The organism is Mesorhizobium sp. ISC15 (genome assembly GCF_037162615.1).
Classification (GTDB): Bacteria; Pseudomonadota; Alphaproteobacteria; order Rhizobiales; family Rhizobiaceae; genus Mesorhizobium; species Mesorhizobium mediterraneum.
Window position 1 is genome coordinate 4,487,917 of the sequence record NZ_JAVSPX010000001.1, and the last position, 12,604, is coordinate 4,500,520.

The 12,604-nt window shown below is 61.7% G+C and carries 11 protein-coding genes and 1 tRNA gene; 1 reads left to right on the forward strand and 11 read right to left on the reverse strand.

Annotated features, from left to right (window positions below; all coding sequences use genetic code 11):
- Nucleotides 1–47 precede the first annotated feature (47 nt).
- Nucleotides 48–123 (reverse strand) — tRNA-Lys (locus tag RPG13_RS21625).
- Between the two features lie 262 nt (nucleotides 124–385).
- Here RPG13_RS21625 and RPG13_RS21630 point away from each other — a divergent pair.
- On the forward strand, nucleotides 386–865 hold the full coding sequence (locus RPG13_RS21630; RefSeq protein ID WP_337125970.1) for a BA14K family protein: 480 nt from the start codon (nucleotides 386–388) through the stop codon (nucleotides 863–865).
- Between the two features lie 81 nt (nucleotides 866–946).
- On the opposite strand, the gene glpK is transcribed toward RPG13_RS21630, so the two are convergent.
- The 10 genes from glpK to RPG13_RS21680 all read right to left on the reverse strand — a co-directional run bounded on the left by glpK (nucleotide 947) and on the right by RPG13_RS21680 (nucleotide 12,588).
- The gene (gene glpK, locus RPG13_RS21635) at nucleotides 947–2,440 is read right to left on the reverse strand and encodes a glycerol kinase GlpK (RefSeq protein ID WP_337125971.1); all 1,494 of its coding nucleotides are present in this window, start codon (nucleotides 2,438–2,440) and stop codon (nucleotides 947–949) included.
- A 101-nt stretch (nucleotides 2,441–2,541) separates the two neighbouring features.
- The gene (locus tag RPG13_RS21640) at nucleotides 2,542–4,266 is read right to left on the reverse strand and encodes an ABC transporter substrate-binding protein (protein ID WP_292217973.1); all 1,725 of its coding nucleotides are present in this window, start codon (nucleotides 4,264–4,266) and stop codon (nucleotides 2,542–2,544) included.
- Between the two features lie 77 nt (nucleotides 4,267–4,343).
- Nucleotides 4,344–4,625, reverse strand: a complete 282-nt coding sequence (locus RPG13_RS21645) for a DUF2160 domain-containing protein (RefSeq protein WP_023801186.1) — start codon at nucleotides 4,623–4,625, stop codon at nucleotides 4,344–4,346.
- Between the two features lie 2 nt (nucleotides 4,626–4,627).
- Nucleotides 4,628–5,506 carry a carbohydrate ABC transporter permease gene (locus tag RPG13_RS21650; RefSeq protein ID WP_442921392.1) on the reverse strand — a complete coding sequence of 293 codons (879 nt, stop codon included), beginning with the start codon at nucleotides 5,504–5,506 and terminating at the stop codon, nucleotides 4,628–4,630.
- 43 nt (nucleotides 5,507–5,549) lie between these two features.
- Nucleotides 5,550–6,416 (reverse strand): carbohydrate ABC transporter permease, encoded by an 867-nt coding sequence (locus RPG13_RS21655; protein ID WP_292217981.1) that lies wholly within the window; start codon nucleotides 6,414–6,416, stop codon nucleotides 5,550–5,552.
- A gap of 2 nt (nucleotides 6,417–6,418) precedes the next feature.
- Nucleotides 6,419–7,489 (reverse strand): ABC transporter ATP-binding protein, encoded by a 1,071-nt coding sequence (locus tag RPG13_RS21660; protein ID WP_292621639.1) that lies wholly within the window; start codon nucleotides 7,487–7,489, stop codon nucleotides 6,419–6,421.
- 13 nt (nucleotides 7,490–7,502) lie between these two features.
- Nucleotides 7,503–8,585, reverse strand: coding sequence for an ABC transporter ATP-binding protein (locus RPG13_RS21665; protein WP_127205647.1), 1,083 nt, complete (start codon nucleotides 8,583–8,585; stop codon nucleotides 7,503–7,505).
- Between the two features lie 39 nt (nucleotides 8,586–8,624).
- Complete coding sequence (glpD, locus tag RPG13_RS21670; RefSeq protein WP_127205648.1) at nucleotides 8,625–10,151, reverse strand: glycerol-3-phosphate dehydrogenase; 1,527 nt, start codon at nucleotides 10,149–10,151, stop codon at nucleotides 8,625–8,627.
- Between the two features lie 125 nt (nucleotides 10,152–10,276).
- Nucleotides 10,277–11,044: a DeoR/GlpR family DNA-binding transcription regulator gene (locus tag RPG13_RS21675; RefSeq protein WP_095485289.1), complete on the reverse strand. Its 768-nt coding sequence runs from the start codon at nucleotides 11,042–11,044 to the stop codon at nucleotides 10,277–10,279.
- 131 nt (nucleotides 11,045–11,175) lie between these two features.
- Nucleotides 11,176–12,588 (reverse strand): pyridoxal phosphate-dependent decarboxylase family protein, encoded by a 1,413-nt coding sequence (locus RPG13_RS21680; RefSeq protein ID WP_337125972.1) that lies wholly within the window; start codon nucleotides 12,586–12,588, stop codon nucleotides 11,176–11,178.
- Nucleotides 12,589–12,604 lie beyond the last annotated feature (16 nt).

Sequence of the window (12,604 nt, forward strand, 5' to 3'; positions counted from 1 at the left end):
AGACCTTACTGCAAGCTCGACGCGATCCTGCGCTGATCTGTGAACAATGGTGAGCGCGCAGGGATTCGAACCCTGGACCTACTGATTAAAAGTCAGTTGCTCTACCGGCTGAGCTACGCGCTCCCGCGGGCTCAGAATGCCGCCCTCGAAATTGCGCGGAACATAGGGAGAGTGTCTCGACCGGTCAACCGGAAAAAGAGGCTGCGCAAGCCGGAGTTTTCGCGGTCTCGTGACGCCTCGCAAACCGCCTCGGCAAGGCCGGACTGGCTGTCCCGCAGAAAGCTGAGACGCATTACAAATCAGCGCCTTGCCATTTTCGCGGGAACAATTGCGCAGCCTGCCCGTTTTTGTCGCTACAAGGGACGACGCTTTCAAGGAGAAGATCATGAACAGGATCATGTCGGGCCTGCTGGCGACCGCGTTGTCAGCGTCATTCGCTGTAGCGGAGATCGTGCCCGTCAACGCCCAGCCCACCTACGTGCCGCTTGGTCAGAACGTTTCGTCGGATGTCCAGACTGTCGACCACAGGCGGTGGAGGCGTAGTTTCAACCGCGATCGCGATTTTTCCCGCCGCGATTTTCGTCGTAGTTTCGCGCGTGACGACGGCAGGTATTGGCGCGGCCATCGCGGCTATCGTAGTTACCGTCGCGGCTATCGCCGCCACGGCGACTACTGGTTCCCGCTGGCTGCCTTCGCCACTGGCGCGCTGATCACCGGCGCGATCATCAACAACCAGAACCGCCGCGTCTATCGGGGCGATTCCCACACAGAGTGGTGCTATAACCGCTACAGATCCTACCGAGCATATGACAATACGTTCCAGCCTTACAACGGCCCGCGTCAGCAGTGCTATTCGCCCTATTGATAAAGCCCGGGCAGAGTTGAGTAAGGGTTGTTGAAGAGCCTGCGCCGGGAAACGGCGCGGGCTTTTCATTCCGCCCGCGAACTAACGCACACTCAACGTTCTACGAATGGCATCCTTCCAGCCGGCGAGCTTGGCGGCACGGGTCGATGCCTCCATCTCCGGCTTGAACCGCCGCTCAAGCGCCCAGCTCTTGGCGAATTCCTTCGCCTTCGGCCAGACGCCCGCCTTCGAGCCGGCCAGCCATGCCGCGCCGAGCGCGGTCGTCTCCAGGATCGTCGGGCGGTCTACCGGCGCATCGAGGATGTCGGCCAGCCGCTGCATCGTCCAGTCGGACGCCACCATGCCGCCATCGACCCTGAGAACGGTCTTCGCTGACGCGCCCTTCCAGTCCTTGCGCATCGCGTCGAGCAGGTCGCGGGTCTGGAACGCAACGGATTCCAGTGCGGCACGGGCAAATTCCGCCGGGCCTGAATTGCGGGTCAGCCCGAAAATGGCGCCGCGTGCGTCGGCATCCCAATGCGGCGCGCCAAGCCCGACAAAAGCAGGTACCAGATACACGTTCTGCGTAGGATCGGCGCTCGCGGCCAACACGCCGCTCTGCTCGGCCTTGCCGATCATCTTGATGCCGTCGCGCAGCCACTGCACGGCCGCACCGGCGATGAAGATCGACCCTTCCAGCGCATAAGTGGTCTTGCCGTTCAGCCTGTAGGCAATGGTCGTCAACAACCGGTTTTTCGAGCGCACCAGGTCGCTGCCGGTGTTGAGCAGCGCGAAGCAGCCGGTGCCATAAGTGGATTTCATCATGCCCGGCTCGAAACAGGCCTGGCCGATGGCCGCCGCATGTTGGTCGCCAGCCACGCCGAGGATTTTTATCTCCGCGCCGAACAGGCTTTTCTCTGTGATTCCATAGTCGTCGGCGCAATCCTTCACCTGCGGCAGCATTTTTCCCGGTATGCCGAGAATGGCCAAAAGCTCGTCGTCCCAGGCATTCTTTTCGATGTTGTAGACCAGCGTGCGCGAGGCATTGGTGGCATCGGTGGCGTGAACCTTGCCGGCGGTCAGCCGCCAGATCAGAAAGCTGTCGATGGTTCCGGCCAGCAATTCGCCCTTCTCGGCGCGTTTTCTGGCGCCCTTCACCTTGTCCAGCATCCAGGCGATCTTGGTGCCGGAGAAATAGGGATCGAGCAGCAGGCCAGTCTTTCTGGTGAATTTCTTCTCCAGCCCCTGCTTCTTCAATTTCTGGCACAGAGGTGCGGTGCGGCGGTCCTGCCAGACAATCGCGTTGTGGATCGGCTTGCCGGTCGCCCTGTCCCAGATGACGACGGTCTCGCGCTGATTGGTGATGCCGATTGCCGCGACATCCGACGCATCGCGGCCGGCGCTCTTCAGCGCAGCCTTCACCGTAGCAACGACGCTCGACCAGATTTCCTCGGGATCGTGCTCGACCCAGCCGGAAGCCGGATAATGCTGGGTGAATTCTTTCTGCCCGCTGCCCACCACCTTCATCTCACGGTCGAACAGGATCGCCCGGCTCGATGTCGTTCCCTGGTCGATTGCAAGGATAAAGCTGCTCATTCCCATTCCCTTGGCCTACTCCCTCGGCGCAAACAGGGGAGACGGCAAGATGCCGCCTCCCCCGATTGTTGCGATGCGGGCGCGAACGCCCGGATCGATGCTTAATTGCTCCAGCTCTTGACCAGCTCGTCGTAGTTGATGGTCTGCGCCTTGTCCTTCTCCGGCTCGATCTTCAGCTGCGGCGCGAGATTGCCCTTGGCGACGGCATCGGCGTTCCACTCTTCGAGGGTCTTTTCCTCGGCGAGCTTCGGTCCGATGTCGCCCTGCACGCCGGCGCGCTCGAGGCGCTCAAGCACCTCTTCCTGCTCGGCGCAGAGCGAGTCCATCGCCTCCTGCGGAGTTTTGGCACCCGACGAGGCGTCGCCGATCGCCTGCCACCAAAGCTGTGCCAGCTTCGGATAGTCAGGGACGTTCGTACCCGTCGGCGACCACTGGACGCGGGCCGGCGAGCGGTAGAACTCGATCAGGCCGCCGAGCTTCGGGGCGCGGTCCGTGAAGCTCTTGTGCTGGATCGTGCTCTCGCGGATCAGCGTCAGGCCGACATGGGCTTTCTTAACGTCGACTGTCTTCGAGGTGACGAACTGCGCGTAGAGCCAGGCTGCCTTGGCGCGGTCGTCAGGCGTCGACTTGAGGAGCGTCCAGGAACCCACATCCTGGTAGCCGAGCTTCATGCCTTCCTTCCAGTACACGCCATGCGGCGACGGAGCGAAGCGCCATTTCGGCGTACCGTCCGCGTTCACGACCGGCAGCCCGTCCTTGACGAAGGAGGCGGTGAAGGCAGTGTAGGTGAACATCTGCTGCGCGACCGTGCCCTGCGACGGGACGGGGCCGGATTCGCCGAACGTCATGCCCTGGGCTTCCGGCGGCGCATAGGCCTTCAGCCAATCCAGGTACTTCTGGATCGAATACACGGCAGCCGGGCCGTTGGTGTCGCCGCCGCGCGCGACGCACGAGCCGACAGGCTGCGACTTCTCGTTGACCTTGATGCCCCATTCGTCGACCGGAAGACCGTTTGGCAGGCCCTTGTCGCCATTGCCGGCCATCGACAGCCATGCGTCGGTGAAGCGCCAGCCGAGCGACGGATCCTTCTTGCCGTAGTCCATATGGCCGTAGACCTTCTTGCCGTCGATCTCGCGGCCGGTGAAGAATTCGGCGATGTCCTCATAGGCAGACCAATTGACCGGCACGCCGAGGTCGTAGCCGTACTTCGCCTTGAAGTCCGCCTTGTTCTTCTCGTCGTTGAACCAGTCGTAGCGGAACCAGTAGAGGTTTGCGAACTGCTGGTCGGGCAGCTGGTAGAGGTCGCCGTCCGGAGCGGTCGTGAACTTGGTGCCGATGAAGTCGGCGAGGTCGAGGTTGGGGTTGGTGACATCCTTGCCCTCATTCGCCATCCACTTGGTCAGGCTGCGCACCTGCTGGTAGCGCCAGTGGGTGCCGATCAGGTCGGAGTCGTTGACGTAGGCGTCGTAGATGTTCTCACCTGACTGCATCTGGGTCTGCAGCTTTTCAATGACATCACCCTCGCCGATCTCGTCATGTGTGATCTTGATGCCGGTGATGGCCGTGAAGGCCGGGGCCAGTACCTTCGCTTCGTAGTCGTGAGTTGCAATCGGTTCGGAGACGACCTTGATATCCATGCCCGCGAAAGGCTTCGCGGCATCGATGAACCATTGCATCTCGGCTTCCTGGGCGCCGCGATCGAGCGTCGACAAGTCCTTGATTTCGGTATCGAGGAAGGTCTTGGCTTCATCCATCCCGGCGTAGGCCTGGCCTGCTCCCCAGAGCAGGACAAGCGCAGTCGTTGATGTCAAAAATTGCCGTCTCATGTGTTTCCTCCACTGTTTCAGTTTCAAGTGCGATCGAAGCGGCCGCCGGCACGCGGCCGCCCCAACAGTTTCCCCCTCTATACGTAGCGGAACACGCCGATGGCGTAGACCACGGAGAGAGCGAGAGCCCACCACAGGTTGGGTCCGACAAGACCCAGCCAAGCGAGATGGATAAAGGCGCTGCCAAGCAGCGATAGGAAGAGACGGTCGCCGCGCGTCGTCTCGAAGCGCAAGACGCCGATGCGCGGATTGCCGCCCGGCGAGGCATATTCCCAGACCGCCATGCCGCAGAGCAGCAGGAAGATGGTGCCAAAGAAGGCGGCGGTCGGCCAGGTCCAGGCCATCCAGGAGAAGCTCATAATCACACCCTCCCCAGGGCAAAGCCCTTCGCGATATAATTTCGCACGAACCAGATGACGAGCGCGCCCGGTATGATGGTGAGCACGCCGGCTGCGGCCAGCACGCCCCAGTCGAGGCCCGAGGCCGAAACCGTGCGCGTCATGATCGCGGCAATCGGTTTTGCGGCGGTCGTGGTCAGCGTCCGCGCGATCAGCAGTTCCACCCACGAGAACATGAAGCAGAAGAAGGCCGCGACGCCAACGCCGCTCGCGATCAGCGGCATGAATATCCTGAGGAAGAAGCGCGGGAAGGAATAGCCGTCGATATAGGCGGTCTCATCGATTTCCTTCGGCACGCCCGACATGAAGCCTTCGAGGATCCAGACCGCCAGCGGCACGTTGAACAGGCAATGCGCCAGCGCCACGGCGATGTGGGTGTCGATCAGGCCGAAAGCCGAATAGAGCTGGAAGAACGGCAGCGCGAACACCGCCGGCGGCGCCATGCGGTTGGTGAGCAGCCAGAAGAACAGGTGCTTGTCGCCGAGGAAGCGGTAGCGCGAGAAGGCATAGGCCGCCGGAAGCGCCACGGCGACGGAAATCACCGTGTTCATAACCACATAGATGATCGAGTTGATGTAGCCCCTGTACCAGGACGGATCATTGAAAATGACCGCATAATTGGCAAGCGTCGGGTTTCTCGGCCAAAGCGAGAAGGCGCCGAGGATCTCCTGGTTGGTCTTGAAGCTCATGTTGACCAGCCAGTAGATCGGCAGCATCAGGAAGATGATGTAGATCGTCGGCACCAGCCACCAGAACCGCGACTCCTCGCCCCGCCGCCGCATCTTGCGGGCCAGCGCGGCGTTCGCCGTCTGCGCTTCCGCTGTGGCGGGGGTTTGCCGCATGAGCGTTCGTTCGTTGGCCGTGGTTTCCTCGAGGCGCGCCATCTCACTGCTCCGCATCGTAGGCTGTCATGACGGTGTAGAACACCCAGGACAGGAGCATGACAATCAGGAAATAGACGATCGACATGGCCGCCGCCTCACCGAGGTTGAACTCGCCGATGGCCAGCTTCACCAGATCGATCGACAGGAAAGTGGTGGTGTTGCCGGGCCCGCCGCCGGTGACGACGAACGGTTCGGTGTAGATCATGAAACTGTCCATGAAGCGCAGCAGGACCGCGATCAGCAGCACACGGTTCATCTTCGGCAGCTGGATGTAGCGGAAGATCGCCCAGCGCGACGCCCCGTCGATCTTCGCCGCCTGGTAATAGGCGTCGGGGATCGAGACCAGCCCTGCGTAGCAGAGCAGGACGACGAGGCTCGTCCAATGCCAGACATCCATGACGATGACTGTGATCCAGGCGTCGAACGGGTCGTTGACATAGTTGTAGTTGAAGCCGAGCGCCCGCAGCGAATATCCGAGCAGGCCGATGTCGACGCGGCCGAACACCTGCCAGATCGTGCCGACGACGTTCCACGGGATGAGCAGCGGCAGCGCCATCAGCACCAGGCAAACCGGAACGCCCCAGCCCTTCTTCGGCATGTTGAGCGCAATGAAGATGCCGAGCGGAATCTCGATGATCAGGATGATGGCCGAGAAGGCCAGGTTGCGGGCCATCGCTTCCCAAAAACGGTCGGAATGCAGGATTTCCTCGAACCATTCCGACCCCGCCCAGAAGAAGACGTTGTTGCCGAAAGTGTCCTGCACCGAATAATTCACGACCGTCATCAGCGGGATGATCGCCGAGAAAGCCACCAGCAAGAGCACCGGCAGCACCATGAACCAGGCCTTGTTGTTCCAGGTCCTTTCCATGCTCAGCCTCCCATCTCGACGCGCCAGGAATCGGCATAGATGTTGATGCCGGCCGGATCGAAAGCGATCTTCGGATCGGCGGGAATGTCCTCATCCTCGCCGACGATCGCCGCGATGTCGCGGCCTTCGAAACTGGCGCGCACCACCTTGTGGCGGCCGATATCCTCGACCTTCCGGATTGAAACCGGCATGCCGGTAGCGCCAAGCCTGACATATTCGGGGCGGATGCCGAGTTCGATCACGCCTGTGGTTCCAGCCTTGGGCGCGCCCGGCAATTCGATCGTCTGGCTGCCGAGCCGCGCGCTCCTGCCTTCGACCGCGACCGGCATGACGTTCATGCCCGGCGAGCCGATGAAATAGCCGACGAATGTATGCTTGGGGCGCTCGAACAATTCGGCCGGAGAGCCGATCTGCACGATCTCGCCCTCATACATGACGACGACGTTCTCGGCGAAGGTGAGCGCCTCGGTCTGGTCGTGCGTGACATACACCATGGTGAAACCAAAGCGCCTGTGCAGCTGCTTCAGCTGCGAGCGCAGCACCCACTTCATATGCGGGTCGATGACGGTCAGCGGCTCGTCGAACAGGATCGCGTTGACATCGGAACGCACCAGCCCGCGCCCGAGCGAGATCTTCTGTTTCTGGTCGGCAGTCAGCCCCCTCGCCTTTCTCCGGGCCATGTCGGCCAATCCCGTCATTTCCAGCGTCTCGCGCACCTTGCGATCGACGTCGGGTTCCGGAACGCCGCGGTTGCGCAGCGGGAAGGCCAGATTGTCGTAGACGGTCATGGTGTCGTAGATGACCGGGAACTGGAACACCTGCGCGATGTTGCGCTCCTGCGTCGACAGATTGGTCACATCCTTGCCGTCGAACAGAAGCTCGCCATGCGACGGGTACAACAGCCCGGAAATGATGTTGAGCAGCGTGGTCTTGCCGCAGCCCGACGGCCCCAGCAGCGCATAGGCGCCGCCATCCTCGAAAGCGTGATGCACCTCCTTCAGCGCATAGTCCTTGTCCGACTTCGGATGCGGCCCGTAGGCGTGGCGGATGTGGTTGCAGTCGATGCGCGCCATGTGCCCTCCTCCCTCAAGCCGCCAGCATCTGTGGCGGCGCGGCCGAGCGGCCGTTCGCGTCGAAAACCATGATGTGCCGCGGATCGATGAACACCTCGATGGTCTGGTCCGGCTCAAACACCAGGATGCCGTGCTCCAGCATCACCCAGCGGACATCGGCGAAGTCGAGATGCACAAAGCTCTCCGAACCGGTGATCTCGGTGACCGAGACCTTGGCTCTCACCGGAACCGCTGACGCGCTCGGCCGAGTAAGAGAGAGATGGTGGGGCTGGAAGCCGATCGTGTAACTCGTATCGGCAATACCGGCGAGCTCAGCCGGCACCGGGAGGTTCACCCCACCATCAAGAAGGAAGCTCGAGCCGCTCTTCTTCAGCACAATCGTGTTGAGCGGCGGATCCGCGAAAGTCTTGGCCGTGACGAGGTCGTTCGGCCTGCGAAAGACGTCGATCGTGGGGCCGAACTGAGTGATGCGGCCTTCGGAAAGCGTCGCCGTGTTGCCGCCGAGCAGCAAAGCTTCGTGCGGCTCCGTCGTGGCGTAGACGAAGATGGTGCCGCTCGCCGCGAAGATTTTCGGCAATTCCGCACGCAGCTCCTCGCGCAGCTTGTAATCGAGATTGGCGAGCGGCTCGTCGAGCAGCACGAGGCTGGCGTTCTTGACGATGGCGCGCGCCAGCGCGGTGCGCTGCTGCTGGCCGCCCGAGAGGCTGAGCGGCGTGCGGTCGAGAAAGGGCGTCAGCTTGAGCAGGGCTGCAGCATTGCGCACCTCCTTGTCGATCTTTGCCCGCTCGGTCCCGGCCACCCTCAGCGGCGAGGCGATGTTCTCGTAAACGGTCATCGCCGGATAGTTGATGAACTGCTGGTAGACCATGGCGACGTTGCGCTTCTGCACCGGGATACCGGTGACATCCTTGCCGTCGAACCAGACCGAACCGGATGTCGGAACATCAAGGCCGGCCATCAGCCGCATCAGGCTGGTCTTGCCGGAGAGCGTCGGTCCGAGAAGGACGTTGAGCGAGCCGTGCTGAAGCGTCAGGGACACGTCGCGTATATGCTCCGTCGCGCCGACCGTCTTCGTCACGTTTCTCAGTTCCAGCATGATGCCTCCTCCCAGGCTTTCTGCATCAGTCAGACCCCACTATTCGGCAGCCGCGACATGGCGCCGGCTTATCCCGCGCATGAATTCGTCGAGCGCTGCCGCCTGCTCGCGGCCCAGATGCAGGCCGCGCTTGGTCCTGCGCCACAATACATCTTCGGCCGTCATCGCCCATTCATTTTGAACGAGGTACCGCACCTCGGCCTCGTAGAGATCGGCGCCGAAGTTCCGGCCAAGGTCGGCATTCGATCTCGCGAGGCCCAGCAGCATCCTTGCGCGAGTCCCGTAAAGCCGGGTCAGGCGGCGCGCCAGGCGCGCGTCGAGGAACGGATAGGCCGTTTTCAGTTTCGCCACTTCGGCATCGAAGCCGCTCGCCGGGAAATCGCCGCCCGGAAGCGGCGCGTTTGCCGTCCACGGCTTGCCGCGCTTGCCGAGAAAACCCTCGATTTTCTCGAGCATCGATTCCGACAGTCGGCGATAAGTGGTGATCTTGCCGCCAAAAGTGTTGACGATCGGTGCCGTGCCCTCGCCGCCGTCGGCCTTCAGCACATAGTCGCGGGTCGCTTCCTGCGCCTTGGAGGCGCCGTCGTCATAAAGCGGGCGCACGGCGGAATAAGTCCAGACGATGTCCGAACGCTTGACCGGTTTCGCGAAATATTCGCTCGCCGCAGCACAGAGGTAATCGATCTCTGCGTCGCTGATCTTCACGTCATGCGGGTCGCCAGGATAGTCCTGGTCGGTGGTGCCGATCAGCGTGAACTCTTCCTCGTAGGGAATCGCGAAAATAATGCGGCCGTCCTTGTTCTGAAAGAAATAGGCGCGCGGATCGTCGAACTTCTTGCCGATGACGATATGACTGCCCTGTACCAGCCGGACATTGTGCACGTCGTTCAAGCCGACCGTGGCGGACAGCACATGGTCGACCCATGGGCCGGCGGCGTTGACTAAAAGCCGCGCCTTGACCTCCTCGGTGTCCCCGGTCTGCGCATTTTCCAGCCTGACCGTCCAAAGCGCGCCTTCACGGCGTGCGCCGACGACTTTCGTGCGGGTTCGGATCGTTGCGCCGCGGTCGGCGGCGTCGCGGGCGTTCAACGCCACCAGCCGCGCATCGTTGACCCAGCCGTCGGAATACTCGAAGGCCTTTCGAAACAACGGCTTCAGCGGCTTGCCGGCCGGGTCCCTTGCCATGTCCAGCGTCTTGGTCGCCGGCAGCAACTTGCGTCCGCCAATGTGGTCGTAAAGGAAAAGGCCGAGCCTGATCAGCCAGGCCGGGCGCAGACCCTTGGCATAGGGCAGCACGAAGCGCATCGGCCAGATGATGTGCGGCGCGTTCCTCCACAGAATCTCGCGCTCCATCAGCGCCTCGCGCACCAGGCGGAACTCGTAGAACTCGAGGTAGCGCAAGCCGCCATGGATCAGTTTGGTCGAGCCGGAGGAGGTTCCGCTGGCCAGATCGTTCATTTCGGCAAGGAAGACCGAAAAGCCGCGCCCAACCGCATCGCGGGCAATGCCGCAGCCGTTGATACCGCCACCGATGACGAAAATGTCATGGATCGGGGGTGCGTCCACAAAAGTCCTCCCGGATTTCGCATTGCAGCATTTTTAGGTTTTTACGAAACCGTGACGGGATTATTTCGAAATGAGAACGAATGTCAAACGAAATATAAACGGCGACAATTGCCGCAACGGCACCCTTAGGAGAGCGACGTTTCGATCAGTTGAACCTCTGCCTCCTGGCAGATTTTGCGCACCGACGGGATGTCGCAGCGATCGGTGATGAAGGTGTTGACCTGCGACAGGTGGCCGATCCGGACCGGCGCCGTCCGCTCGAATTTGGTCTGGTCGGAGACGAGTATGACATGCCTTGCATTGGCGATGATCGCCTGCGCCACCTTCACTTCACGAAAATCGAAATCGAGCAGCGCACCGTCATGGTCGATCGCCGAGGCGCCGATCACCGCGTAGTCGACCTTGAACTGCCTGATGAAATCGACCGCCGCCTCGCCGACCACGCCGCCGTCGGAACCACGCACGACGCCGCCGGCGATCACCACCTCGATCGAAGGATATATACGCATCCTGTTGGCAACATTGATGTTATTGGTGATGACCATCAGGCCGCTGTGATCAAGAAGCGCCTTGCTGACCGACTCCGTCGTCGTGCCGATATTGATGAACAGCGAGGCATTGTCCGGGATCAGCCTGGCTGCGGCGCGACCGATCGCCTCCTTCTCGTCGGCGGCGATCTTGCGCCGCGCTTCATATTCCATGTTTTCGATGCCGGACGGGAACAGCGCCCCGCCATGAATGCGCGACAGCAGCCGCTGGTCGCAGAGATCGTTGAGATCCTTGCGGATGGTCTGCGGCGTCACGTTGAAATGCGTTGCCAGATCGTCGACCAGCACGCGGCCATGGTCCTTGGCCATCTGGATGATTTCGGAATGACGCGGCGACAGGTACATTGGGGGAAGCTCCCGTTTTCGTTTTTCTTGTCTATAGAGGAAAACGAAAGCGATGAAAAGGCATAAGCCGGCTAACGAAATCACATGCGTCCAAAGACAAACCTCGGCGCAACTTTGCCGACCAATTCAATTCAACCCAGACCGCGGGCGATTTCGGTGACGACTTCGAAAGCGGTGTCGACATCCGCCGCCGTCGTATCGAACTGGCCAACCTGAAAGCGGATCGCCACCTGTCCGCCCACCCGTGTCTGGGTCAGGTAGATGCGGCCATCGTTGTTGATCGCGTTGACCAGCCGCAGATTGTGTTCGTCCGAATCGATTCCCGCCGCAGCCAGATGCCGGAACGAGAACAACGACAGCATCGGTTCCGTGACGATCTCGAAATCCGGTTCCCCGGCCAGCCGCTCGGCAAGGCCTTCGCTCCAGGCGACATGGTTGCGGATCATGCTCCGGAGATTTTCCAGCCCGTGGGCGCGTAGCAGGAACCATAGTTTCAGTGCGCGAAAGCGCCGCCCGAGCGGCACCGACCATTCGGAATAGTTGATGATGCCGTCGCGCCCGTGCGTCTTCAGGTAATCCGGCTTGATGGCGAGCGTCCGCACCAGGTCTTCCGGCCGGCGGATAAACTGGACCGAGCAGTCGAATTGCGCACCCAGCCATTTGTGCGGGTTGAAGACGATAGAATCCGCGTGCTCCACGCCCGCCCAGAAATGCCGGTATTCCGGACATATCATCGCCGAACCGGCCCAGGCGGCATCGACATGCACATAGAGCCCCTGCCGCTTTGCCACCGCGGCGACGCCGGCGATATCATCGGTGCCGCCGGTGCTGGTGCCGCCCACACAGGCAATGATGCCGGCCGGCAGCATGCCCGCCTCCCGGTCGGCGACGATCGCCTCTTCCAGGGCTGCGACATCCATGGCGCGAAAGCGGCCGGCAACCGGAATGCGCACGAGGTTGTCCTCGCCGATGCCCGATACCCAGATCGCCCGGTCGATGGAGGTATGAACCTGGTCGGAAGAATAGACGCGCAATGTCGGCTGGCCTTGCAGGCCCTTCTCGTTGCCCTGCCAGTCGAGCGCGCGCTCGCGCATGGTCAATACGGCGGCGAGCGTCGCCGACGATGCCGAATCCTGCATGACGCCGGAAAACCCTTCCGGCAGACCAAGCGCCTGACGCATCCAGTCGACGACGCGCGTCTCGAGCTCGGTCGCTGCCGGCGAGGTCTGCCAGAGCATGCATTGCGCGGCCATCACCGAGACCAGATATTCGGCCACCACCGAAACCGGTGCGGCGTTGGCCGGGAAATAGGCGAAGAAGCGCGGATGCTGCCAATGCGTCATGCCCGGCAGGATCTTTTGCTCGAAGTCGGCGAAGATCTCATCCATCGGCTCCGCCGCTTCAGGCGGCGAAGTCTCTACGCTCTTGAAAATGCCACCCGGCTCGACCAGCGGCCGCACCGGTCTTTCGCGCAGCGAGTTGCGATAGTCGGCGCCCCAATCCGCAGCGCGCCTCGACCATTGCCGGAAATCGTCGTTGTTCATCGCACCTCCGGAAAGA

Bases quoted from the DNA above. Each gene is read 5' to 3' on its own strand.
- RPG13_RS21650 (WP_442921392.1), bottom strand. From the start codon at position 5,506: ATGCGGCAAACCCCCGCCACAGCGGAAGCGCAGACGGCGAACGCCGCG.
- RPG13_RS21660 (WP_292621639.1), bottom strand. From the start codon at position 7,489: ATGGCGCGCATCGACTGCAACCACATCCGCCACGCCTACGGGCCGCAT.
- RPG13_RS21655 (WP_292217981.1), bottom strand. From the start codon at position 6,416: ATGGAAAGGACCTGGAACAACAAGGCCTGGTTCATGGTGCTGCCGGTG.
- RPG13_RS21640 (WP_292217973.1), bottom strand. From the start codon at position 4,266: ATGAGACGGCAATTTTTGACATCAACGACTGCGCTTGTCCTGCTCTGG.
- RPG13_RS21665 (WP_127205647.1), bottom strand. From the start codon at position 8,585: ATGCTGGAACTGAGAAACGTGACGAAGACGGTCGGCGCGACGGAGCAT.
- RPG13_RS21675 (WP_095485289.1), bottom strand. From the start codon at position 11,044: ATGTACCTGTCGCCGCGTCATTCCGAAATCATCCAGATGGCCAAGGAC.
- RPG13_RS21630 (WP_337125970.1), top strand. From the start codon at position 386: ATGAACAGGATCATGTCGGGCCTGCTGGCGACCGCGTTGTCAGCGTCA.
- RPG13_RS21645 (WP_023801186.1), bottom strand. From the start codon at position 4,625: ATGAGCTTCTCCTGGATGGCCTGGACCTGGCCGACCGCCGCCTTCTTT.
- RPG13_RS21680 (WP_337125972.1), bottom strand. From the start codon at position 12,588: ATGAACAACGACGATTTCCGGCAATGGTCGAGGCGCGCTGCGGATTGG.
- glpK (WP_337125971.1), bottom strand. From the start codon at position 2,440: ATGAGCAGCTTTATCCTTGCAATCGACCAGGGAACGACATCGAGCCGG.